The sequence below is a fragment of the Pelomonas candidula genome, from assembly GCF_043555985.1.
In the GTDB taxonomy this organism is placed as follows: domain Bacteria; phylum Pseudomonadota; class Gammaproteobacteria; order Burkholderiales; family Burkholderiaceae_C; genus Pelomonas; species Pelomonas candidula.
The window spans coordinates 187503-209315 of record NZ_JBIGIC010000003.1; the positions used below are offsets into that span (position 1 = coordinate 187503).

Here is a 21813-nt window from a genome sequence, read left to right on the forward strand (position 1 = left end):
GCCCACAATGCCCCGCATGAGCGACTCCTTCCCCGTGCACATCGTCGGCGCCAGCATCCAGACGGAGCTGCCCGTCATCATTGCCGAGCTGGGCCCCATCGCCGACCGGCTGCAGCTGGCGCGCGAGGCCATCGACGAGTTGCGCGTGAGCCATCCGCAGTCGCCCGAGTCCAACGTGAAGGCGGCCTACATGAGCCCGTGGAAGAGCCACCTGCTCTCGCCCAAGCTGCTGCCGTTGTGCGCCAGCGTCGTCGAGATCGCCAAGGCGGCCGCGCCGAAGGCCTGGTCGGGCGACCTGGACAAGCTGGGGCTGGACCTGCTCGTCACGCACTGCTGGGGCGCCATCTACGAGCAGGCCGACTACACGGCGCCGCACAACCACTGGCCGGCCGACCTGAGCTGCGTCGTCTACCTGGAGGCTGAAGCAGGCTGTGCGCCGCTGGTGTTCTCCAAGACCAGCGCCTACCAGCCCAGGCCGCAGACGCTGGTGATGTTCCCCGGCGTGACGATGCACGAGGTGCCGGCGACGCCGGGGCGGCGCGTCGTCGTCGCGATGAACCTGTTCAAGCAGCTGGCGCTGAACCCGGCGCCGCCGGCAGGCTGATCCGCGCGCGCAGCCCCGGGCCGCCATGGGCGTCCAGCAGGTCCAGCCGGCCGCCGTGGCGGGCCGCGATGTCGGCTGCAATGGCCAGGCCCAGTCCGCTGCCGGTGCCCACCGCCGTGCCGCCGCGACGGAAGCGCTGCATGGCCGCGGGCCGGTCGGCCGGCGCAATACCGGGGCCGTTGTCCTCGACCTCCAGCCAGGCCCCCTCCTCCAGCCCGCTGCCGCAACGCACGGTGATGCGCGCGCTGGCGCCGGCGTAGCTGACCGCGTTGTGGATGAGGTTCTCCAGCGCCTCGCGCAGCAGGAAGGCATCCCCCCGCGCCGGCGCCTCGGTCAGCTCGAAGCCCAGGTCCACGTCGCTGGGCAGGCTGCGATGGGCCCAGTCCTGGCCGCTCTCGATGGCGATGTCGCGCAGGTCGATGCGCTGGTCCACGTCCACGGTGCGGTCCTCGGCGCGCGCCAGCGACAGCAGCTGCTGAGCCAGTCGCGCGCTGCGCACGACGCGCTGGCGCAGCCGCTCCAGCAGCGGGTCCACGCGCTGGTCGTGCGGCTCCAGCATGGCCAGCTCGATCTCGGTCTGCAGCGAGGTCAGCGGCGTGCGCAACTGGTGGGCGGCGTCGGCCAGGAACTCGCGCTGCGTCTCGGCCGCGCGGTTGAGGCGGTCGAACAGCCGGTTGAAGGCCGACTGCAGCGGCACCAGCTCGCGGGGCAGGCGGGCCGTCAGCGGCGTCAGCCGGTGCAGGTCGCGGCGCTCCAGCTCGGCGCTGAGGCCGGTCAGCGGCGTCAGGCCCTGGCGCACCGCCCACCAGCTGGCCAGCGCCAGCAGCACAGCCAGCGTGACGCCGTTCAGCGCGACAAAGGTGGTGATCTCGCGCTGCAGTGCGTCGCGCTTGTGCAGCGTCTCGGCCACCAGGATCTGGCAGGCGCCGCCTTCACCGCAGTCACGACCCAGCTGCACCAGGCGCAGTTCGCGGTCGCGCAGCCGCACGTCGCCGTAGCGGGCGCTGCCAGCCACCTGCGGCCGCGGCCGGGGCAGCACTTCGGCCAGGCCGGCATCGCCCTGCAGCACCTCGCCGCGCGGCGCGAGCACGAGGTAGAAGACATCGTCCTGGCGGTCGAAGCGCAGCGCGCGGTCCATCGTCGCGCTGATGTCGATGCGGGGTTCGCCGCTGCGCAGGTCGATCTGGCCGGCCAGCGTCAGCGCGGTGTCCTCCAGTCCCTCGTCCAGCCAGCTCTGCGCGCTTTTCTGCACCTGCTCGTACAGTGCGATGCCCAGCAGCGGCAGCACCACCAGCAGCGGCAACAGCAGCCAACCGAACAGGCGGCGCTGCAGGCTGGAGCGAGGGCCTTCAGCCACGAACGTGGCGCCCCTCGTTCAGCCGCACACCGCTGAACGCGGTGCGTCTGACCGGTCCCCCGCGGGGACGACAAAGCCTGCGGCATTGAGCCGCAAGCTTCGTCAGACGGGCCGGCTCGGGAGCGGCCCAGCGCTCGGCCCGGAACTCGCCGGTTTCATAACCTGTGAGGGGCGCGTAGCGCAACGGACCGCTCAACCGATCTCTTCGAGCAGGTACCCGAGGCCGCGCACGGTGCGCAATTGCACGCCGCCAGGCTCGATCTTGGCGCGCAGCCGCGACAGGCAGACCTCGATGGCGTTGTCGCTGACGCCCTGGTCCCAGGCGTTGCTGGCCAGCGCGATGTGCTCCTTGGGCACGACCTTGCCGGCGCGCGCCATCAGGAAGCCCAGCACGTCCCACTCGCGGGCAGACAGCGCCAACGGCTCGTCCTCGATGTAGGCACGGCGTGCCTCCTGGTCGATGCGCAGGCGGGCCAGCTGCAGCTGGTTGCTGGTGCGCGCCTGGCTGCGGCGCACCAGGGCGCGGGCTCGGGCGACCAGTTCCGTCAGTGCGAAAGGCTTGACGAGGTAGTCGTCCGCTCCGCCCTCCAGGCCGCGCACACGGTCCTCGACGGCGTCGCGGGCGGTCAGGATCAGCGTGGGCACGGCCAGGCCGTCGGCGCGCACGCGGCGAAGCGTCTCGAAGCCGTCGATGCCGGCAAGGCCGATGTCCAGGATGAGCAGGTCGTAGGCGTCTTCGCGCAGCGAACGCGGCACGGGTTCACCACGCGCGGTGCAGTCCACGACCCAGCCCTGGGAACGCAGGGCGCGGGCGGTGGTTTCGACGAGTTGGTCGTCGTCTTCGACGAGCAGGATGCGCATGATTCGCAGTATGGCGTGTGAGCATGCCCGCGGCTGACATTTCGCTGTCACAAGTCGCCAGCTAGGGGACAGGATGGCGTCAAGCGCATGACGGCACGATTCTGCACACTGCCGCCCATGCAAGAGTTGGATGAACGCCGCCCGGCGGTGTTGTTATTTCATGGACTGTGCGCGAACCCCATGGAGCTCGCCCCGGTCGCAAAGTCCCTGCGGGAAGCAGGTTATGTGGTCGAGACGCCGGCCATGGCCGGCTACGGCGTCAGCAGCGCGACCGGCGAGCAGCTGCCCGTGCCGCCGTTCGAGCACTGGCTGACCGAGGCCGAGGCGGCGTTCGACCGCCTGGCAGCCAAGCACGGCCGCGTCGCCGTCGGCGGGCTGTGCATGGGCGCCGTGCTGGCGCTGGCCCTGGCGGCGCGCCGGCGCGCCGAGGCGCTGGTGCTGATCTCGACGACGCTGCACTTCGACGGCTGGAACGTCTCGCCCTGGCGCCGCCTGCTGCCGCTGGCCTACCTGCCGATCTTCCGCCGCCGCATGAGCTTCAAGGAGACGGCGCCGTTCGGCCTGAAGAACGAACGCCTGCGCGCCTGGGTGGAGCAGGCCATGGCGTCCGACAAGGTGTCCGCCGTCGGCGCGGCGCGGCTGTCGGCCGCTTCGCTGTACGAGGCCTCGCGGCTGATCCGCCACGTCCGCGGCCGCCTGGCCGGCCTGAACGCGCCCGCCGTCGTGCTGCACGCCACCGAGGACGACGTCTCCGGCCCGCGCAGCGTGCACGAACTGCAGCAGCGCCTGGGCCAGACGCCCGAGGTGCACTGGTTCCACGACAGTTACCACATGCTGACGCTCGACAATGAGCGCATCGCCGTCGCCCGCACCGTGCGCGATTTCCTCCTGCGCAGCCACCCGCTGGCGCTGCTTTCCCCCGCGAATTCCGGAGCCCTCCATGAGCAACACGCTTGACCAACTCTGCACCATCGCCCAGCGCGAACTCGGCGCCGAGGCGCTGACCGACCAGGTCGACACCCCCTTCGTCGAGCTGGGCATGGACTCCCTGGGCCTGGTGGACTTCATGTTCACCGTCGAGGACCACTTCCACGTCAGCATCGAGCATGACCGCGCGCTGCAGAACCCCACGCTGTCCGGCTTGGCCGCGCTGGTGGACGAGCTGCTGGCCGCCAAGGCTGAGCCGGCCGCCGCGGCCGCTTGAATTGATGCCCCTCGTCCAAGGATTACCTTGGCCGGCCCCCCGAGGGGACGGCGATGCGTGCGGCATCGAGCCGCCCGCACATCGCCAGCGCGGGCCGGCTTGGGAGCGGCCCGGCGCTCGGCCCGCAATACCCACCACGGGTCACGACCAATGACATCGATCTGGATCACCGGCCTGGGCGCGATCAGCGCGCTCGGCGCCGGGGCCGACACGCTGGCCGACGCGCTGCAGGCCGGCCGCTCGGGCATCACCGCCCAGCCGGGCAGCGAGGAGCATGCGCTCAGGCCTTACGCCGCCGCCGCCGTGACGGTGCCGCTGGCCGTGGGCATGCCGCCGGCCCAGCGCAACCTCTACGACCGCCACAGCCTGATGGCGCTGGAAGCCGCCGCCGAGGCCTGGGCCCAGTCCGGCCTGCCGGCGACCGCGCCGGACCCGGACCGCGCCGCCGTCGCCTGGGGCACGGGTCTGGGCGGCTCGACGTCGATGGAGGTGTCCTACACCCAGATGTTCACGGCCCGTCCGCCGCGCGTCCACCCGTACACCGTCGTGCGCGTGATGGCCAACTCGGCCGCGTCCCACCTGGCCATGCGTCACCAGTTGCGCGCCGCACAACTGGCCGTGTCCAACGCCTGCGCGTCCTCGGCCCAGGCCATCGGCGAGGCGCTGTGGCTGCTGCGCACCGGCCGCGCCGACGTCGCACTGGTGGGCGGCTCCGAATCCATGCTGCACATCGGCAGCGCCCTGGGCTGGCAGGCCATGGGCGTCATGGCGCCGCTGGACGCCGACGCGCCCGAGCAGAGCTGCCGCCCGTTCGACGACGCCCGCAAGGGCCTGGTGCTGGGCGAAGGCGCTGCGGCGCTGGTGCTGGAGACCGAGGCCCACGCCCGCGCGCGCGGCGCCACGCCGCTGGCCGCGCTGGCCGGCTACGGGCACAGCGTCGATGCGGTGCACCTGTCCCGTCCCGACGTGGCCGGCCAGGTCCGCGCGATGCAGGCCGCCCTGCGCGACGCCGGCCTGCAACCGCAGGACATCGGCTACGTCAACGCCCACGGCACGGCCACCGAGGTGGGCGACGCGGTCGAGGCCGAGTCCGTCGCGACGGTGTTCGGCCCGGGCGCCGTGCCGGTGTCGGCGACCAAGGCGCTGCATGGCCACCTGATCGGCGCCGGCGGCGCGCTGGAACTGGTGGCAACCGTGCAGGCGCTGCGCCGCCAGCATCTGCCGCCCAGCGCCCACGTGCGCGCCAGCAGCCTGAGCGAGCAGGTCGACCTCGTCACCGGCGGCGCCCGCGCGGCGACGCTGCGCGCGGCCATGTCCAACTCGTTCGCCTTCGGCGGCAGCAACGTTGCCCTGATCGCCAGGCTGACTTGAGTTACGGGGGGCGGGGGCTGGCTATGCTGGCTGCCCCCGGACTGTTCCCCGTCGCCATGCGCCTGCTGCCCCGCCACGCCGCCCTCGCCCTCCTGCTGCCGCTGCTGGCGGCCGCCGCCCCGATGGCACCGCCCACACCGGTGCGCGAGGCCGAGGGCATCAGCGAGTACCGCCTGCCCAACGGCCTGCAGGTGCTGCTGATCCCCGACGCAACCAAGCCCACCGTCACTGTCAACGTGACCTACCGCGTCGGCAGCCGCCACGAGGGCAACGGCGAGACCGGCATGGCCCACCTGCTGGAGCACCTCGTCTTCAAGACGACGCGCCAGCACGCCAGCATCGGCACCGAGCTGTCCAAGCGCGGCTGGGAGTTCAACGGCTCGACCACCGCCGACCGCACCAACTATTTCGAGACCTTCACCGCCACCCCGGCCAACCTGAGCTGGGCGCTGGCGATGGAAGCCGACCGCATGACCGGCGCCAAGGTACTGAAGAGCGACCTCGACACCGAGATGAGCGTCGTGCGCAACGAGATGGAGGCCGGCGAGAACAACGCGTTGGGCATCCTCGTCCAGCGCACGCAGGCCGCCGCCTACCAGTGGCACGCCTATGGCCGCAGCACCATCGGCGCGCGCTCCGACGTCGAGCACGTCGACATCCCGCGCCTGCAGGCCTTCTACAAGCGTCACTACCAGCCCGACAACGCGACGCTGATCGTCGCCGGCGCCTTCGAGCCCAAGGGCACGCTGGCCGAGATCGCCCGCGTGTTCGGCGCGCTGCCAAAGCCGACGCGCACGCTGTCGCCGACGTACACGGTGGAGCCGGTGCAGGAGGGCGAGCGCCTCGTGTCGCTGCGCCGGCCCAGCGGCATGCAGGGCGTGTTCGCGAGTTATCACATCCCGCCGCTGGCCAGCCCCGACTTCGCCGCCTTCGAGGTCGCCGTGACGGCACTGTCCGACACACCCGCCGGCCGGCTGCACAAGCGCGCCGTCGAGCCGGGCCTGGCCGCCCAGGCCTTCGGCTGGGCAGGCCGCAACGCCGAGCCGGGCCTGCTGAACTTCGGCCTGGTGCTGAAGTCCGACAACGACGTCGAGCGCGCTCAGGCGCTGCTCGTCGACGCCGTCGAGAGCCTTGCCAAGGAACCCATCACCGCCGAGGAACTGCAGCGCGCCCAGGTGCAGACGGCCAAGAGCTTCGACGAGCTGATGTCCAACCCGCAGCAGCTGTGCGTGACGCTGTCCGAGGCCATCGCGGCCGGTGACTGGCGGCTGCTGTTCCAGCTGCGCAACCGCATCGAGACCCTCTCGCTGGATCAGGTCAACGCGACGCTGCGCCAGTGGCTGATCCCCAGCAACCGCACGCTGGGCCGCCTTTACGCCACCGACAAGCCCGAGCGCACGCCGCTGGCCCTGCCCGTCGCCGCGGCCGATGCGCTGAAGGACTACGTGCCCAAGGCCGCGGTCGCTGCCGGCGAGGTCTTCGACACCAGCCCCGCCAACATCGACCGCCGCACCGAGCGCTTCCAGCTCAAGAACGGCCTCAAGGTCGCCCTCCTGCCCAAGCGCTCGCGCGGCGAGACCGTGGAGCTGGCGATGAAGCTGCACTACGGCTCGGCCGAGAGCCTGCGCGGCAGGCGCACGGAGGCTGCCCTGATCGGCGACGCGCTGGGCCTGGGCACGAAAGCGCACAGCCGCGCACAGATCGCCGATGCCTTCGACAAGCTCAAGACCAGCGTCCGCACGCAGAGCGGCCCGGTCAGCGGCACGCACGTCACGCTGAGCAGCCACCGCGCGCAGCTGCCCGAGGCGCTGGCGCTGCTGGCCGAGGTGCTGCGCGAGCCGACCTTCCCGGCCGCGGAGGTCGAGCAGCTGACGCGCCAGCAGATCGCCGGCATCGAGGAAGCCGCCCAGCAGCCGCAGGCCGTCGCGTCGCACGACCTGCAGCGCGCCATCACGGCCCAGTATCCAAAAGACGACCCCCGCTTCGTGGCCAGCTTCGACGATGGCATCGCCGCGCTGAAGGCGATGACGCCTGAAAAACTGCAGACCTTCCATCGCGAGTTCCTGGGCGCCGGCCACGGCGAACTGGTGCTGGTGGGCGACTTCGACGCCGCCGAGGTCAAGCCGCTGCTGGAGCGCCTGTTCGGCGACTGGACCGCGCCGCAGGCCTACGCGCGCATACCGCTGCCGCTGCCGCCCGTGCAAGGCCTCAAGCTCGACGCGAAGCTCAAGGACAAAGCCAACGCGACGGTGCTCGGCAGCCTGCTGCTGCCGATGAACGACGACAACGCCGACTACGCCGCGCTGCGCATCGCCGCCCACGTGCTGGGTGCCAGCGGCTTCGACTCGCGGCTGATGACGCGGCTGCGCCAGAAGGAAGGCGCGTCCTACGGCGCCGGCGCGTGGCTGAGCGTGTCCAGCTTCGACACCAGCGCCACGCTGGGTGCCTACGCCATCTTCGCGCCCGAGGCCCGCGCCCGCGTCGAAGCCGCGCTGAACGAGGAGCTGGCCCGCTTCGTGCGCGACGGCATCACCCAGGCCGAGCTGGACACCGCCAAGCGCGCGATGAAGGCGCAGAGCGACACCTGGCGCAGCGAGGACGGCTCGGTGGCGTCCGCCATCGCCGGCCACCTCGAACGCGGCCGCCAGTTCAAGTGGAACGCCGAGCTGGACGCACGCGGCGAGGCGCTGACGCTGGCGGAGGTGAACGCGGCCATCAAGCGCTGGATCGACCCCACCAAGGCCAACTGGTCGTGGGCGGGCGACTTCGACAAGGCGCCGGCCCCGAAGTGAGGCCGCAGCGGCAGCGTCGGCCTCAGCCGGCGCTGCCGAACTCCTTCAGCCACTGGCGCAGCTTCTTGCGGCCATCGCTGTTCGTGCCGCGGTAGACCTTCAGCGCCTGCGCGAGGAACTGCTGCTCGGCCGGCGTGAGGCCGGCGGGTTCGCGCTCCTCGTCGATCCAGCCGGCAGGCTTGTCGCAGTGGTGCTCGATCTGCCGCGCGAGCTTGTCGCCGATGGGCCGCGCACCGCTCTTGGCCATCGACCACGTCGCCCCGCTCACGCCGATGCGCGCGGCCCATGCGGCCTCCAGGCCCTTGGGCGGGTCACCGGCGGTGATGCGCTCCTCGGCGAAGGTCTGGAACAACGCGAGCGCGTTGAGCCGGCGAATGGTGGCGGGGCTGGACACGGTGATGGATGAAGCGAAGCAGTGTTGTTAAAACACTTCACACGCATTCTAGGTGGTGCGCCACGCTTGACCACGGCGTGAACATTTTTCACAATGCATGGATTCGCTCAACGCCCTTAAGCTTTTCAGATCAACCCCAACCGACGACCGAACCGCTTTCGCGCCCCGACATGAACCGCCATCTCGCCACCGTCATCGACTTCACCGGCTCCCTGAGCCGGTGCGATGCCGCACCGCTGATGAAAGTTCAGGGATCGAAGCTGGCGGGCATGTATGCCCCGGTCGCCCATGCCCACGACTTCGGCCGTGAGAGTGATGACACCAACCTATCGGGTGAAGGCCCCGGCTAGACGCCGCCCTTCCACGCTCATTCGAGGCCCGGTCTCCTGCCAAGGAACCGGGCCTTTTCTTTTCCGCGGTTCAACCGCACCCAGCGCCGGGGCTGCCCCGACGCCGCTGCGTTCGCGCAGTGCCTGCTCTTTCACAACTCGCATCGAGCGCCCGCCGGCCACATCGGCGCGGCGCTCAAAACCGGCAGGCGCCGAGGGTTCGTCCCCGGCCGCCCTGCCCCATCTCGGGTGTGCCCACGCACAAGCACCGGCCGGTTCGGTGTGCATGTGCGCTCGGGCGGCCGCCTGTCGCGTGCAGCGACGCATCTCCGGCTTGCGCAGGCCGGTCGCGTCGCGTGTGGACACAGCCGAGATGGCAGCTTTTTGTCTCGTTAGCTCAATGGAGTAGAGCACCGGTCTACGAAGCCGGCGGTTGGACGTTCGAGTCGTCCACGAGGCACCACATGTCGACGTAGCCAAGCGATCGAAGGCGGCGGCCTGCAAAGCCGCTGGCGCATGCCCTCCTCGGTTTGAATCCGAGCGTCGATTCCATTCATCACCGTGCCCCGTTGGACTTCCGGTGAGGTCCTCGGCCCTTCAAGCCGAAGAGGCGGGTTCAACTCCCGCACGGGGTACCAGACCTTCAACCCGAAGTTCCTCGTCGAGCTCACGCCCCGAGGAACGCAAACCGGCCGCAACGATTGGGCGGCGTCGGAACCCGTCACCGACAACCCTTCAACGTTCATCCACCGTGCCCAGCCCAAGGAAAGGAGGCCACCATGCACGACGTTCTGCAGCTGGACATCACCGGCCTCCCGCAGGCCTGGATCTCGGTCGAGCAGGCCGCCACGCTCGTCGCCACCGACGCCGTCGTGTGGTCGGCCGGCGAGCGGCCGCTTGCCGTGCTGCGCGGCGGCTTCAACGCCGCCACCGGCCGCCAGTCGATGCTGGAAGTACCGGCCATCGTGGCGCTGGGCGGTTCGTCCAGGCTCAACCTCTTCGACCTCGCGCCGGTCTACGGCAAGGCCAAGGTCATCAAGCGTGACCGCTGCACCTGCGCCTACTGCGGCGTGGTGCTCGACGCGCGCATGCTGACCATCGACCACATCGTGCCGGCCAGCCGCGGCGGCCCGTTGAGCTGGATGAACACGGTCGCGGCCTGCCGTGCCTGCAATTCCCGCAAGGCCGACCGCACGCCGGACGAAGCCCGCATGCCGCTGCTGTTCGCGCCGTTCGTGCCGAGCCGCTTCGAGGACTTCATCCTCAAGGGCCGACACATCCGCGCGGACGTGCACGACTGGCTGGCCGCGCGCCTGCCGAAAAGGTCCCGCCTCAGCTGAGGCGGCCACGAATCTGCCGAGGAAGGCAAAGGCTCACAGGTTGGGGTTCCCACGCCCCGCCGGTGCGCCGTGGCAGGGCTTCATCGCCCGTCGTCATGGCGTATGCCGCCCTGCCGGAATCGGTTGATACAGGTGAGGACAAGGTGTCCTTCACAGGTCTGGGTTCGAGTCCCGGCCTCACCACCACTGGATAGCTCAGTCGGGTAGAGCAACGAATTCCTAATTCGTCTGTCGCGGGTTCGACTCCCGCTCCAAGCTTGGCCTATCACGCCAATCCAAAACTGGTCGCAAGACCACCCCGCCGAACGTGCGCCCCGGCCTCGGCCGGACTGCGCATCAGCGGCCCGCGCTCGTGCGCCGGGCAAGCGGGGCTTCGCATCCACGGTCAGCCGAGAGCGTCTTCAGGGAGGAGGCGTTCGACGCACGCCCTGGCTCCAGGCCCTGGCATCCGGCGTCCGCACGGGTTGCTGTAACGGCACCCTTTTCCAAGACAAACACGCAACCCAAGGAGGACCCCATGACGATCAAGCGTGTGACCGTGAAGAAGAACGAGCGCGGCCTGCTGCTGCGCAACGGCGATTTCGAGCGCGTGCTGCAACCCGGCACGCACTGGCTGCTCGCCGGCCTGGACGAGCTGAAGGTCGAGCTGTTCAACCTCGGCGCACCGGCCTTCGTACACCCGCTGACCGACTACCTGATGGCCCACGAGCCCGAGGTGGTCGACGCCGAGTTCACGCGCGTCGAGCTGGGCGAGCACCAGGTCGGCCTGCGCGCCGAGAACGGCGTGCTGGTCGAGCTGCTGCCGCCCGGCACGCGGCGCCTGTACTGGCGCGGCTTCGTCGACGTGCAGGTCGAGGTGATCGACATCCGCGCGTCGGCCGAGCTGCCGGCGGCCGTGGCCGCACGCCTCGCGCAACCGCAGCTGCGCCCGCGCACCATCACCGGCCTGGCCGGCGTGCTGCAGGTCGAGGTGCCCGGACACGGCGCCGCGCTGCTGCGCGTGGACGGCAAGGTCGAACGGCTGCTGGAGCCCGGCGCGCACGCGTTCTGGAAGTTCGGCCGCAACGTGGCCGTGGAGCTGGTGGACCTGCGACTGCAGGCGCTGGAGGTGACGGGACAGGAAATCCTGACCCGCGACAAGGTCGCGCTGCGGCTCAACCTCTCGGCGAACTGGCGCTACACCGATGTGCTGCGCGCGTTCGAGCAATTGGCCAAGCCGGCCGACCACCTCTACCGCGAGCTGCAGTTCGGCCTGCGCGCGGCGGTGGGCACCCGCACGCTGGACGAGTTGCTGGAAAACAAGTCGGTCATCGACGAGGTCGTGACGGCGCATGTCGTGCCCAAGCTCGCCGGCTACGGCCTGCAGCTGGACGGCGTGGGCGTCAAGGACATCGTGCTGCCGGGCGAGATGAAGACCATCCTCGCCCAGGTGGTGGAGGCCGGCAAGGCCGCGGAAGCCAACGTGATCCGCCGCCGCGAGGAAACCGCGGCCACGCGCGCCCTGCTCAACACGGCCAAGGTGATGGAGGACAACCCCGTCGCTCTGCGCCTGAAGGAGCTGGAAACGCTGGAACGCGTGGCCGAGCGCATCGACAAGATCTCCGTGTTTGGAGGTCTGGACCAGGTGCTCAACGGGCTGGTGAAGCTGCGTTGAGTGCCGCCCTGCCGGCACCGCCGGCAGGGCTTCATTTTCAAGGAGAGACCCATGACGACGCCGGCTTTGAATGCGGCGGTCCGGCGCGCCTACGAGGTGTTCGGCGCCTACACGCCGCCCCAACACCCGCTGGACGTCTGCACGTTCTGCTGCATGGACGAAGAGCTCGAACGCGAGATGCGGGCCGTTCCGCTGCGCAGGCTGAAGCGGCTGCATTTCTACGAGTACAGCACCGGTGCCAAGTCCGTCGACGGCCAGCCGGCCGACGAGGTGAAGTACCTGCTGCCGCGTTTGCTGGAATTGCTGGCGAACGGCGAAGACACCCACCACTCGGTCGAGCTGGCGCTTGATCGCGTGGGGCGTTGCCCCGCCGGCTCATTCGATGCCGACGAACGCGCCGTTCTCGACGAGTTCATGCTGGCCTCATTCGACGCCTGCCTGCGCGGCGAGTGGACGGCTGATGGCATCTGGTACGACCTCGAAGACCCACTCGCGCTGCTGGTGATGGCTGATTACGCAGGCATCGCGCTGGAGCCCTTGCTGCAACACTGGGCTAAACACCCCAGCACGCACGCCACCGTACGCTTTGTCGAAAGCACCTACTGGGGTTTCTGGCCGAGCCACAAGATCACCAACGCCTTCGCGAGCGACCGGCCACGGCTGCAGGCAGTCTTCAAGGACTGGATGCTGGCGCCCAGCACCAAGGAAGCCTTCACCAAAAGGCTGCTGCAACCTCAGTTTCTGGATCAGGTCGAACAGACAGCGTCCAACACCTGCGCACCGTTCCCGGTGATGGTGGACGCCGTGTTCGATCACCTGACCTGTTGATAGAAAGAACAACCATGGAACACCAACACATCCACGAAGACGTCCCCGGCGGCGTGCCGCTGAAGATGTGGACGCAAGGCGTGCCCGTCGAGGACTCGGCCAAGCGCCAGCTCCAGAACGCGGCCCGCCTGCCCATCGTCTTCAAGCACATCGCCGCGATGCCGGACGTGCACTTCGGCATCGGCGCGACCGTCGGCTCGGTCATTCCCACCGTCAAGGCCATCATCCCGGCCGCGGTCGGTGTGGACATCGGCTGCGGCATGATGGCCTGCAAGACCACGCTGACGGCCGAAGACCTGCCCGACAACCTCGGGCCGCTGCGCGCGGCCATCGAGCGCGCGGTGCCGCACGGCCGCCAGCCCGGCAGCCGCGACCCGGGCGCCTGGCAGAAGCCGCCCGGCTCGGTCAACACGGCCTGGGCGCAGCTGGAGCCCGAGTCCACCGAGCTGTGCCGCAGCTACCCCAAGCTGGCCAAGACCAACCACGTCCAGCACCTGGGCACGCTGGGCTCCGGCAATCACTTCATCGAGGTCTGCCTGGACGAAGCGGGCGCCGTCTGGTTCATGCTGCACTCGGGCTCGCGCGGCGTGGGCAACTTCATCGGCACGATGTTCATCGAGCTGGCCAAGCAGGACGCGTTGCGCCACCAGGCGAATCTGCCGGACCGCGACCTGGCCTACTTCGAGGAGGGCAGCCGCTACTTCGGCGACTACGTCCGCAGCGTGGGCTGGGCGCAGAAGTTCGCGGCGCTGAACCGCGAGGTGATGATGAAGCGCGTCATCGAGGCCGCGAAGACGGTCATCCGCAAGAACTTCCAGTCGCACATCGAGGCGGTGAACTGCCACCACAACTATGTGCAGAAGGAAACGCACTTCGGCCAGGAGGTCTACCTGACCCGCAAGGGCGCGGTGGCTGCCCGTGCGGGCCAGCTGGGCATCATCCCGGGCAGCATGGGCGCGCGCAGCTACATCGTGCGCGGCAAGGGCAACGCGGACAGCTTCGAAAGCTGCTCGCACGGCGCCGGCCGCGTCATGAGCCGTGGCGACGCCAAGCGCGCCTTCACACTGGCCGACCACCGCGCTGCGACCGAAGGCGTCGAATGCCGCAAGGACAAGGACGTGCTCGACGAGACGCCCGCGGCCTACAAGGACATCGACGCCGTCATGGCCGCCCAGCGCGAACTGGTGGACGTGGTGCACACCCTCAAGCAGGTCGTGTGCATCAAGGGTTGATTCGCACCTGTTCAGGGCGCCCGATGTCGGTCGGGCGCCCTTTTTTACGTTCTACCCAGTGAATCTGCGCGCAAGCACGAAGGCGGGCAGACATGGGCCGGCACTAACATTGCGGCCCGCCAAGAGGTCGCCATGAAACTGCTCGCCAAATTCAATCTGGTCTATCTGCTCGTCATGAGCCTCGGCATCGCGCTGAGCGGCTACATCGCCCGCCAGCTGCTGCAGGACAACGCCAAGCAGGAAACCGTCGCCAGCGCCCAGATGCTGATGGAGAAGGCGCTGGCCGTGCGCAACTACACCAACACGCAGATCAAGCCGCTGCTGGTCTCACAGATGACGGATAAGTTCCTGCCGCAGACGGTACCGAGCTACTCCGCCACCGAGGTGCTCGGCACGCTGCTGGCCAAGCACCCCGAGTTCGCCTACAAGGAGGCGACGCTGAACCCCACCAACCCGCGCGACCGCGCGACGAGCTGGGAGGCCGACGTCGTCGGCCAGTTCCGCAGCAATGCCGAGCTGAAGGAAACCAGCGGCGAGCGCGACACGCCGGCCGGCAAGTCGCTCTACATCGCCCGCCCGCTGCGCATCACCGACCCCGCCTGCCTGGCCTGCCACAGCAGCGTGGACGCCGCGCCCGCCACGATGGTGGCCCAGTACGGCCCCGCCAACGGCTTCGGCTGGAACCTCAACGAAGTCATCGGCGCACAGATCGTCTCCGTGCCGCTGGGCGTGCCGCTGGAACGCGCCGACAAGACCTTCAAGGTCTTCATCACGTCGCTGGTGGGTGTTTTCGTCGCTGTCGGCATCGTGCTGAACCTGATGATCTGGCTGCTGGTCGTGCGCCCGGTCACGCGCCTGTCCGCGCTGGCCGACCGCGTCAGCCAGGGCGACCTGGACGCCCCGGAGTTCAAGACCTCCGGCCGCGACGAGATCGCCACGCTGTCCGACTCCTTCTCCCGCATGCGCGCCAGCGTCGTGCAGGCGATGAAGCTGCTGGACGCCTGAGCCCCCTCAACGCATGGCCACGACGAAGCACCCGACGCAGCTGGGCAAGTACCGCATCACCGATGTGCTCGGTGAGGGCGCGATGGGTGTCGTCTACAAGGGCTTCGACCCCGACATCCAGCGCACCGTCGCGCTGAAGACCATCCGCACCAGCCTCGACGCCGACGACGACAGCCCCGGCGCGCCGGCCTCGCGCTTCCGCAACGAGGCGCAGGCCGCGGGCCGGCTCGGTCACCCCGGCATCGTGGCCGTCTACGACTTCGGCCGCACCGATCAGGTCGCGTTCATCGCGATGGAGTTCGTCGAGGGCCGCTCGCTGGCCAGCTACCTCAGTGCCCGGGTGCGCTTCACCGACACCGACATCCCCGGCATCATGAGCCAGCTGCTGGACGCGCTGGGCCATGCGCATGAGAAGGGCGTCTGGCACCGCGACGTCAAGCCCAGCAACATCATCATGATGGGCAACGGCCGGCTCAAGGTGGCCGACTTCGGCATCGCGCGTATCGAGTCGCAGAACCTCACGCAGACGCACTACATGGTGGGCACGCCCAGCCACATGGCGCCCGAGCAGTTCCTCGGCAAGGCCATGGACCGGCGCGTGGACATCTACGGCGCCGGCGTCGTGCTCTACCAGCTCCTCACCGGCCGTGCGCCCTTCGCCGGCACGACCGAGGCGCTCATGTACAAGGTCGTCAACGAAGCACCGGTACCGCCCTCGATGATCGAAGGCGCCGACCGCCCCGGCTGGTTCGACGCCATCGTCGCTCGCGCGCTCGCCAAGCGCCCCGAGGAGCGCTTCGCCGACACCGACGAGTTCAAGCGCGCGCTGCTGGACGGCGCCGGCACCGGACTGGACGACACCTCGTGGGAGCGCACGCTGATGATGGCGCCGCCGCGCCCGGCCCGCCCGCCGATGTCGCCGCCGACCATCGCGCCGCCTACGGCCGGCTCCGCCGGCAGCGGCGCACCGCCGCCCACGCACTGGGACAAGGCCCAGCTCACGCAGGCCGAACAGACGCTGGCGCGGCTCGTTGGCCCACTCGCCAGCGTGCTGGTGCGCCGCGCGGCGCGCGAGTGCACGGACCTCAATGAGCTGTATCACAAGCTCGCCGAACAGGTCAGTGACCCCCGCGCCCGCGACGCCTTCCTCGGCCAGGCCAGCCTCGTCACCGGCGGCACCGGCAAGACAGCCGGTGGTACCAACGCCACGCCATCGGCGCCCGGCTCCAGGGGGTCGACAAGCTCCGCAGGTTCGGCCGGCGGCACCACCATCGGCGGGCCGTTGAACGACGCCGTCATCGAGAAGTCGCAGACGCTGCTGGCCCAGCACGTCGGCCCCATCGCCAAGGTGCTGGTCAAGCGCGCAGCAGCCGGCATCGACAGTCGCGCGGTGTTCTTCAACCGGCTGGCGGAGGCGGTGAACGATCCGGCGGCGCGGGAGAAGTTGTTGAAGGAGCTGGGGCGTTTGCCTTGAGATCAACTTTCAGCTTTGTCAGAGAGCGTCTGAAGGCGAGTGCGTGCATCGTCCATTGAGAAATCAATTGGACCGAAAACGGCCGCAAAAGCGTCTGCTGCCCGAATTTCGATTTCGAGCGCCCATGCCCAGGCGGCTGTTTGCCCGTCTATTTCGGGCTCGTTCTTCAATCCAACGACTTGGCCGGCCGCATCTGTAATCAGGTGCGATGAGATATCGGAAACCGATCCGTGTGTCGGGAAGCTGAGTAGCGAATACAACGATAGATACCAATCCACCATGTCGGCAGCTTTGGCCAGTTCAAATGTTTTAATTTCGGGCGTTTTGATAGTCAAGTAGTTATTCAGCTCAGCCTCGGTCACCACGGTTGCAACTGCAGCCTTTAGGTTCGGCTGTTGCCATCTAAGAATTCTGTCCGCGATCGTTCGTTTATCGGCTTCCTGCGATAACGCGAGCGCCATTGCAACCTCAGGTTTCGCTTCCACGGCGGCGAGCGCAAATAGAGATTCAAGCGCGACTCTCAATAGCGCCTTGGCTTGCGCGAGCAGGCCGTGCTCCAGGAGGATTACCGCCGCCTGAACAGAAGCGAGGAGTCGCGCGAAATGTGCGGCTGCAAGCAAAGCTCGTGGCTCGTCCGCATTCACCTTCGCTTCATAGTGAAGGGAAACACATCTCGCGTTCACGTCGAGCAGCAATGTTCGCCAAGTGGCGTATTTCTCCCGCACGAACGGCCTCACGTCGGCTGTCCACGAGTTGAGGAACCCTTGGTCGCGTAGATCGTTCTGCATGCAAGGCCTAGCCAAATAAGAACTAGATTACGTCGGAGCGCGGTACGCCACGACCTTTAGCGCTCTATCTGAAGACTCATCCGCAAACACGGTTGGATTCGCTACTTGCCCGACAAGCGCCAGCTCCGGCGCGTTCTCCGCCACCACCCCGCGCAGGAAGGCCAGATCCAGCTTGGGCGTGTTCAGGCACAGCAGCGCCAACCCGCCCGGCGCCAGCAGCGCCGGCAACCGCCGGGCCAGCCGGGCGTAGTCCTTGGTCGCGACGAAGCTGCCCTTCTGGAAGCTGGGCGGGTCGCAGATGACGAGGTCGTACGGCCCTTCGCGGGTCAGCTTGCCCCAGGAGTTGAAGATGTCATGGGCCAGAAACCTGGCGCCAGCCTTCACGCCGTTGAGCTCGTGGTTGGTGCGCCCCGTGGCCAGCGCGCCCGAGGCCATGTCCACGTTGACCACCTCGGCCGCGCCAGCCTGCAGCGCCACCACCGAGAAGGCGCAGGTGTAGGCAAACAGGTTCAGCACCTTGGCGCCCGGCTTCACATGCCCCCGCACCCAGCGCCGGCCCTCGGCCATGTCCAGGAAGAGCCCGTGGTTCTGGCCGCGCAGCAGGTGCACGACGTACCTCGTACCGGCCTCGGTAACGACATGCGGCTCCGGCATGGCGCCGGCCATCAGCCGGGTGTCGACGCGGCCGCCCTCCTGGCGGCACTGGTAGACCCACGGCGCCTCGGGCCAGCGTGCCGCCAGCGCCGCGCCGACGGTGGCCAGGTCCTCGTCGGCCAGCGGCTGGAAGCTGGTCAGCAGCAGGGCTGGCGGGTAGGCGTCCAGCGCCAGATGCTCACAACCGGGGAACAGGCCGCCGCGGCCGTGGAAGAGGCGCTGCGCGTCGGCAGGAAAGGGCGCCGTGGCGATGGCATCGAGCAAGGCTTGCATGGCCGGCATTGTCCGAGGGACAGAATGCCCGGCATGGACTTCCAGCTCATCCTCGACGAGATCAACGACGAACTGCGCCCGCAGTTGCCCCGGGTCGGCGGCAAGGTGGCCAGCTACATCCCCGCGCTGGCGCGGGTGTCGCCACAGCAGTTCGGCATCGCGCTGCGCACCTGCGCGGGCGAGACGGCGGCGGCCGGCGACGCCGCGGTGCCGTTCTCCATCCAGAGCATGTCCAAGGTGTTCTCGCTGACGCTGGCCATCCGCGCTCTGGGCGAGGCGATGTGGGACCGCATCGGCCGCGAGCCGTCGGGTAGCCCGTTCAATTCGCTGGTGCAGCTGGAGAGCGAACGCGGCATCCCGCGTAACCCCTTCATCAATGCCGGCGCCATCGCGGTGGCGGACCGGCTGGTGTCGCAGGGCGACGCGCTGGCCGAGCTGCTGGCGCTGCTGGGCCGGCTGTGCGGTGAGCCGGTGGCAATCGACGCCGAGGTGGCACGATCGGAGGCCGAGACGGGCTTTCGCAACACCGCACTGGCCAACTTCATGAAGGCCTTCGGCACGATGGACAACGACGTGGCCGAGGTGCTGGACGTCTACTTCAACCAGTGCGCTCTTCGCATGACCTGCGAGCAGGTGGCCTGCGCCGCCGGCTACCTGTGCCGCGACGGCCGCCACCCGCTGGCCGGCACGCCGGTGCTCAGCGAGGCGCAGACGCGGCGCGTCAACGCGCTGATGCTGACCTGCGGCACCTACGACGCCGCCGGCGAGTTCGCCTTCCGCATCGGGCTGCCATGCAAGAGCGGTGTGGGCGGCGGCATCATGGCCGTCGTGCCGGACCGCCTCACGCTGTGCGTGTGGTCGCCCGCGCTGGACGCCACGGGCAATTCGCTGCTGGGGCGCCAGGCGCTGGAGTTGTTCGTGGCGAAGACGGGGCTGTCGGTCTTCTGAAGATCAGCTCGCGTACTTGACGCTGCAGCCATACGGCCGCGTCGACGCCTTCTCGACGTTGCGGCCGGCCGCCACGGCGGCCAGCGCCTCGGTGACGTAGGGCTCGGCCTTGGCGATGTCGGCCCTGTCCGCCGACGCGATGCTGTCGATGCCGCCCTTGTAGGCCAGCGTGCCGTCGCCCTTGATGACGAACAGATGCGGCGTGGTCTGCGCGCCGTAGAGGCGGCCCAGGTCGCCCTGCGGGTCCAGCAGCGTGGCGGTGGGCGCCGCGCCGCGTTCGGCGTTGAGCTTCTGTGCCGTGGCGCCATCCACAAAGCCCTGCTGGCCCGGCGCCGACGAGATCACCTGCAGCCACACCACGCCCTGCGCGGTGGCGGCCTTCTGCTGCGACTGCATGTTGCCGCTGCCGTAGTGCTTGCGGACGTAGGGGCAGTCGGCGTTGGTCCACTCCAGCACGACGGTCCTACCCTTGAAGTCGGCCAGGCTGACGGCCTTGCCATCGGCCGTCGTGGCCGTGAAGGCGGGCGCGGGAGCATCCACGGCGGCAGCGGCCAGCGCCAGCGCGGGGGCAGCGATGGCGGCAGCGATCAGGGTGCGGCGCAGCAGGTTCGTCATGTCGGGCTCCGAGGGGCTGGGGACGAGGACACCGCCTCGACGACGAGGCCGGGCGTGAGGATCTGCGGCAGCACCTGGGCCTCGGCAGCGCCCGGCGCGTAGTAGAGGTAGAGCGGCACGCCGGAGCGGCCATGGGCCTTCAGCACTTCGGTGATCTTGGGGTCCTCGCGGGTCCAGTCTCCCTTGAGGTAGACAACGCCGGCCTTGGCGAAGGCGTCCTTCACCTCGGTGCGCGACAGCGCGACCCGCTCGTTCACCAGGCAGGAGACACACCACGCCGCGGTCAGGTTCACGAACACCGGCTTGTTCTGCGAGCGCAGTTCGGCCAGGCGCTCGGCGCTGTAGGCCTCGACGGACGACTCGGCGCGCGTGTCCGCGGCCACGGGCTGGACCCAGGCCGTCGCGCCCAGCGCGAGCACGACGCTGGCCACGGCCGCCAGCGTGCCCACGGCGCTGCCGCCGCTGGCGTTGCGCCACCACAGCCCGAAGGCGATCAGCACCAGCCCGCCCAGCGCCAGCGCGACACTGTCGGGCCCGGCCTGCTGCGCCAGCACCCACAGCAGCCACACGACCGCCGCGTACATCGGGAAGGCCAGGAACTGCTTGAAACGGTCCATCCAGGCGCCCGGCCGCGGCAGCCAGCGCTGCGCCGCGGGCCAGAAGGCCAGCACCAGGAAGGGCAGCGCCAAGCCCAGGCCCAGCGCGAGGAAGACCGCCACCATCACCGCAGCGGGTTGCGACAGTGCGAAGGCCAGGGCCGCACCCATGAAAGGCGCCGTGCAGGGCGTGGCGACGACGGCCGCCAGCACGCCGGTGAAGAAGCTGCCGGCCAGACCCTGCTTCGCGGCCAGGCCGGAGCCGACGCCGGTGAAGCTGCCGCCGATCTCGAACAGCCCCGACAGGCTCAGGCCCACGAGGAACAGCAGATAGGCCACCACCAGCACGAACACGGGCGAGTGGAACTGGAAGCCCCAGCCCACCTGCTGGCCACCGGCGCGCAGCGCGATCAGCACGGCCGCCAGCGCCACGAAGCTGAGCAGCACGCCCGCCGTGTAGGCCAGGCCCTCGGCGCGGTGATTGCCCTTGTTGACCAGCGCCAGCGCCTTGATGGACAGCACCGGGAACACGCAGGGCATCAGGTTCAGGATGAGGCCGCCCACGAGTGCCAGCGCCAGCGCCGGCAGCAGGCCCAGGTCGCTCTCCGGCGGCGCGGCCGGCTCGGCGGCGGCGGGGGTGGCGAGATCGGCGGCGACGGGGCCCTTGCCGGCGCCCGCGGGCATCGCGGCGGTGACGGCCCAGGCCTGCTCGCCGGTCGACGTCGTCAGCACGACGACGCCGGACAGCGGCTTGCCCGCCGGCACCGGCTCGTCGCCGGCCGGGACGTCCAGCGCCCAGCCCCCGCCTTCGGCCTTCAGCGTCTGCGGCGCACTGTGCGCCACGGCGCCCCAGGTGTCGGCGAAGAAATAGGCCTTGCTGACGCCGGCCGTCGGGCCGCTGAGCTGCACGCCCTGCGCCGCCGGCTTGATCTGCACGGCGAACGGTGCCGGCTTCGGGATGTCGCGCTGCCACTCGGCGATCTGCGGCGCATCGGGCCCCGCCTTGGCCTCCGCCGCGGACGCCACGACGGGCAGGTCCAGGCCCAGGCTGACGTCCTCGGGGATGCAGACATCCTTGCAGACCAGCCACTTCACGTCGGCGCCCGGCTGGAAGCGGCCGCCCGGCTTGGCGTCGGCCGGCACGGTCAGCTCCACCAGCAGCGCCGCGCGGCCCTCGTAGCCGTAGTTGACGATGGGGCCGATGGCCTGGATGGCCGGCGTGGGCCACTGGATGGGGCCGGCCTGCGCACCGGTCCAGGCGATGGTGGTTGCCTGGCCGGAATCGCCCGGGTTGACCCAGTAGGTGTGCCAGTGCGGCTTGATGCTCTGCTCCAGCGCCACCGTGAAGCGCTGGCCCGGCGCGACCGTGGCCTGGCTGGACACGAGGCGGGCCTGCACATGCTCGGTCGCGACCTCGGGCGGCGCGGCCAGGGCCAGCAGGGGAGCGGCCAGCAGGGCCGGGGAAACAAGGCGGAGGATCGGGAGCATCTCGAA

At 69.5% G+C, this 21813-nt stretch carries 20 protein-coding genes and 4 tRNA genes; 17 read left to right on the forward strand and 7 right to left on the reverse strand.

The genetic code is table 11. The features are described 5' to 3' along the window. Window positions 1-16 precede the first annotated feature (16 nt). Window positions 17-604 (forward strand): 2OG-Fe(II) oxygenase family protein, encoded by a 588-nt coding sequence (locus ACG04R_RS06995; RefSeq protein WP_394407458.1) that lies wholly within the window; start codon window positions 17-19, stop codon window positions 602-604. Here ACG04R_RS06995 and ACG04R_RS07000 read toward each other — a convergent pair. Both ACG04R_RS07000 and ACG04R_RS07005 read right to left on the reverse strand, forming a co-directional pair. Beyond that, on the reverse strand, window positions 564-1961 hold the full coding sequence (locus ACG04R_RS07000; protein WP_394407460.1) for a sensor histidine kinase: 1398 nt from the start codon (window positions 1959-1961) through the stop codon (window positions 564-566). The two genes, ACG04R_RS06995 and ACG04R_RS07000, sit on opposite strands and share 41 nt — an antisense overlap. A 192-nt stretch (window positions 1962-2153) precedes the next feature. Then, window positions 2154-2822 carry a response regulator gene (locus ACG04R_RS07005; RefSeq protein ID WP_394407462.1) on the reverse strand — a complete coding sequence of 223 codons (669 nt, stop codon included), beginning with the start codon at window positions 2820-2822 and terminating at the stop codon, window positions 2154-2156. Window positions 2823-2939: 117 nt separating this feature from the next. On the opposite strand from ACG04R_RS07005, the gene ACG04R_RS07010 reads away from it, so the two are divergent. The 4 genes from ACG04R_RS07010 (at window position 2940) to ACG04R_RS07025 (ending at window position 8189) form a co-directional block, all read left to right on the forward strand. Then, window positions 2940-3779, forward strand: coding sequence for an alpha/beta hydrolase (locus ACG04R_RS07010; RefSeq protein WP_394407464.1), 840 nt, complete (start codon window positions 2940-2942; stop codon window positions 3777-3779). Then, window positions 3763-4026, forward strand: a complete 264-nt coding sequence (locus ACG04R_RS07015) for an acyl carrier protein (protein ID WP_394407465.1) — start codon at window positions 3763-3765, stop codon at window positions 4024-4026. Before ACG04R_RS07010 ends, ACG04R_RS07015 begins: the two co-directional genes overlap by 17 nt. A 150-nt stretch (window positions 4027-4176) precedes the next feature. Continuing rightward, on the forward strand, window positions 4177-5397 hold the full coding sequence (locus ACG04R_RS07020; RefSeq protein WP_394407467.1) for a beta-ketoacyl-[acyl-carrier-protein] synthase family protein: 1221 nt from the start codon (window positions 4177-4179) through the stop codon (window positions 5395-5397). 56 nt (window positions 5398-5453) lie between these two features. Further along, the gene (locus tag ACG04R_RS07025; protein ID WP_394407469.1) at window positions 5454-8189 is read left to right on the forward strand and encodes a M16 family metallopeptidase; all 2736 of its coding nucleotides are present in this window, start codon (window positions 5454-5456) and stop codon (window positions 8187-8189) included. Between the two features lie 22 nt (window positions 8190-8211). Here ACG04R_RS07025 and ACG04R_RS07030 read toward each other — a convergent pair whose 3' ends face one another. After that, entirely contained in the window at window positions 8212-8583 is a 372-nt protein-coding gene (locus tag ACG04R_RS07030) for a hypothetical protein (RefSeq protein WP_394407471.1), read from the reverse strand. 170 nt (window positions 8584-8753) lie between these two features. Here ACG04R_RS07030 and ACG04R_RS07035 point away from each other — a divergent pair, with 170 nt between their 5' ends. The 11 genes from ACG04R_RS07035 to ACG04R_RS07085 all read left to right on the forward strand — a co-directional run bounded on the left by ACG04R_RS07035 (window position 8754) and on the right by ACG04R_RS07085 (window position 16445). Next, entirely contained in the window at window positions 8754-8933 is a 180-nt protein-coding gene (locus tag ACG04R_RS07035) for a hypothetical protein (RefSeq protein WP_394407473.1), read from the forward strand. A gap of 365 nt (window positions 8934-9298) precedes the next feature. Next, window positions 9299-9375: transfer RNA gene (locus tag ACG04R_RS07040), tRNA-Arg, on the forward strand. Window positions 9376-9378: 3 nt separating this feature from the next. Then, window positions 9379-9464 (forward strand) — tRNA-Cys (locus ACG04R_RS07045). Between the two features lie 11 nt (window positions 9465-9475). Continuing rightward, window positions 9476-9550: transfer RNA gene (locus ACG04R_RS07050), tRNA-Glu, on the forward strand. A 141-nt stretch (window positions 9551-9691) separates the two neighbouring features. After that, on the forward strand, window positions 9692-10252 hold the full coding sequence (locus tag ACG04R_RS07055; RefSeq protein ID WP_394407475.1) for an HNH endonuclease: 561 nt from the start codon (window positions 9692-9694) through the stop codon (window positions 10250-10252). Between the two features lie 187 nt (window positions 10253-10439). Next, window positions 10440-10507, forward strand: a tRNA-Arg gene (locus tag ACG04R_RS07060). Between the two features lie 262 nt (window positions 10508-10769). Continuing rightward, the gene (locus tag ACG04R_RS07065) at window positions 10770-11906 is read left to right on the forward strand and encodes a slipin family protein (RefSeq protein ID WP_394407477.1); all 1137 of its coding nucleotides are present in this window, start codon (window positions 10770-10772) and stop codon (window positions 11904-11906) included. A 51-nt stretch (window positions 11907-11957) separates the two neighbouring features. Then, window positions 11958-12734, forward strand: a complete 777-nt coding sequence (locus tag ACG04R_RS07070) for a hypothetical protein (protein WP_394407479.1) — start codon at window positions 11958-11960, stop codon at window positions 12732-12734. A 14-nt stretch (window positions 12735-12748) separates the two neighbouring features. Continuing rightward, complete coding sequence (locus ACG04R_RS07075) at window positions 12749-13966, forward strand: RtcB family protein (protein WP_394407481.1); 1218 nt, start codon at window positions 12749-12751, stop codon at window positions 13964-13966. 132 nt (window positions 13967-14098) lie between these two features. After that, the gene (locus tag ACG04R_RS07080; protein ID WP_394407483.1) at window positions 14099-14971 is read left to right on the forward strand and encodes a Tll0287-like domain-containing protein; all 873 of its coding nucleotides are present in this window, start codon (window positions 14099-14101) and stop codon (window positions 14969-14971) included. A gap of 13 nt (window positions 14972-14984) precedes the next feature. Beyond that, entirely contained in the window at window positions 14985-16445 is a 1461-nt protein-coding gene (locus ACG04R_RS07085) for a serine/threonine-protein kinase (RefSeq protein WP_394407485.1), read from the forward strand. A gap of 2 nt (window positions 16446-16447) precedes the next feature. Here the strand turns inward: ACG04R_RS07085 and ACG04R_RS07090 are convergent, their stop codons facing one another. Both ACG04R_RS07090 and ACG04R_RS07095 read right to left on the reverse strand, forming a co-directional pair. Beyond that, a complete protein-coding gene (locus ACG04R_RS07090) occupies window positions 16448-17233 on the reverse strand; it encodes a DUF5677 domain-containing protein (RefSeq protein ID WP_394407487.1) in 786 nt (261 codons plus the stop codon). Between the two features lie 27 nt (window positions 17234-17260). Beyond that, entirely contained in the window at window positions 17261-18160 is a 900-nt protein-coding gene (locus tag ACG04R_RS07095) for a class I SAM-dependent methyltransferase (protein WP_394407489.1), read from the reverse strand. A gap of 24 nt (window positions 18161-18184) precedes the next feature. Between ACG04R_RS07095 and ACG04R_RS07100 the strand changes: the two genes are divergently transcribed. Then, window positions 18185-19108, forward strand: a complete 924-nt coding sequence (locus tag ACG04R_RS07100) for a glutaminase (protein ID WP_394407491.1) — start codon at window positions 18185-18187, stop codon at window positions 19106-19108. A 3-nt stretch (window positions 19109-19111) separates the two neighbouring features. Here the strand turns inward: ACG04R_RS07100 and ACG04R_RS07105 are convergent, their stop codons facing one another. Further along, on the reverse strand, window positions 19112-19723 hold the full coding sequence (locus tag ACG04R_RS07105) for a redoxin domain-containing protein (RefSeq protein ID WP_394407493.1): 612 nt from the start codon (window positions 19721-19723) through the stop codon (window positions 19112-19114). Further along, window positions 19720-21807, reverse strand: a complete 2088-nt coding sequence (locus ACG04R_RS07110; RefSeq protein WP_394407495.1) for a protein-disulfide reductase DsbD family protein — start codon at window positions 21805-21807, stop codon at window positions 19720-19722. The genes ACG04R_RS07105 and ACG04R_RS07110 overlap by 4 nt, the downstream gene beginning before the upstream one ends. Window positions 21808-21813: the final 6 nt, after the last annotated feature.

Bases quoted from the DNA above. Each gene is read 5' to 3' on its own strand.
- ACG04R_RS06995 (WP_394407458.1), top strand. From the start codon at position 17: ATGAGCGACTCCTTCCCCGTGCACATCGTCGGCGCCAGCATCCAGACG.
- ACG04R_RS07005 (WP_394407462.1), bottom strand. From the start codon at position 2,822: ATGCGCATCCTGCTCGTCGAAGACGACGACCAACTCGTCGAAACCACC.
- ACG04R_RS07010 (WP_394407464.1), top strand. From the start codon at position 2,940: ATGCAAGAGTTGGATGAACGCCGCCCGGCGGTGTTGTTATTTCATGGA.
- ACG04R_RS07015 (WP_394407465.1), top strand. From the start codon at position 3,763: ATGAGCAACACGCTTGACCAACTCTGCACCATCGCCCAGCGCGAACTC.
- ACG04R_RS07020 (WP_394407467.1), top strand. From the start codon at position 4,177: ATGACATCGATCTGGATCACCGGCCTGGGCGCGATCAGCGCGCTCGGC.
- ACG04R_RS07025 (WP_394407469.1), top strand. From the start codon at position 5,454: ATGCGCCTGCTGCCCCGCCACGCCGCCCTCGCCCTCCTGCTGCCGCTG.
- ACG04R_RS07035 (WP_394407473.1), top strand. From the start codon at position 8,754: ATGAACCGCCATCTCGCCACCGTCATCGACTTCACCGGCTCCCTGAGC.
- ACG04R_RS07055 (WP_394407475.1), top strand. From the start codon at position 9,692: ATGCACGACGTTCTGCAGCTGGACATCACCGGCCTCCCGCAGGCCTGG.
- ACG04R_RS07065 (WP_394407477.1), top strand. From the start codon at position 10,770: ATGACGATCAAGCGTGTGACCGTGAAGAAGAACGAGCGCGGCCTGCTG.
- ACG04R_RS07070 (WP_394407479.1), top strand. From the start codon at position 11,958: ATGACGACGCCGGCTTTGAATGCGGCGGTCCGGCGCGCCTACGAGGTG.
- ACG04R_RS07075 (WP_394407481.1), top strand. From the start codon at position 12,749: ATGGAACACCAACACATCCACGAAGACGTCCCCGGCGGCGTGCCGCTG.
- ACG04R_RS07080 (WP_394407483.1), top strand. From the start codon at position 14,099: ATGAAACTGCTCGCCAAATTCAATCTGGTCTATCTGCTCGTCATGAGC.
- ACG04R_RS07085 (WP_394407485.1), top strand. From the start codon at position 14,985: ATGGCCACGACGAAGCACCCGACGCAGCTGGGCAAGTACCGCATCACC.
- ACG04R_RS07090 (WP_394407487.1), bottom strand. From the start codon at position 17,233: ATGCAGAACGATCTACGCGACCAAGGGTTCCTCAACTCGTGGACAGCC.
- ACG04R_RS07095 (WP_394407489.1), bottom strand. From the start codon at position 18,160: ATGCAAGCCTTGCTCGATGCCATCGCCACGGCGCCCTTTCCTGCCGAC.
- ACG04R_RS07100 (WP_394407491.1), top strand. From the start codon at position 18,185: ATGCCCGGCATGGACTTCCAGCTCATCCTCGACGAGATCAACGACGAA.
- ACG04R_RS07105 (WP_394407493.1), bottom strand. From the start codon at position 19,723: ATGACGAACCTGCTGCGCCGCACCCTGATCGCTGCCGCCATCGCTGCC.
- ACG04R_RS07110 (WP_394407495.1), bottom strand. From the start codon at position 21,807: ATGCTCCCGATCCTCCGCCTTGTTTCCCCGGCCCTGCTGGCCGCTCCC.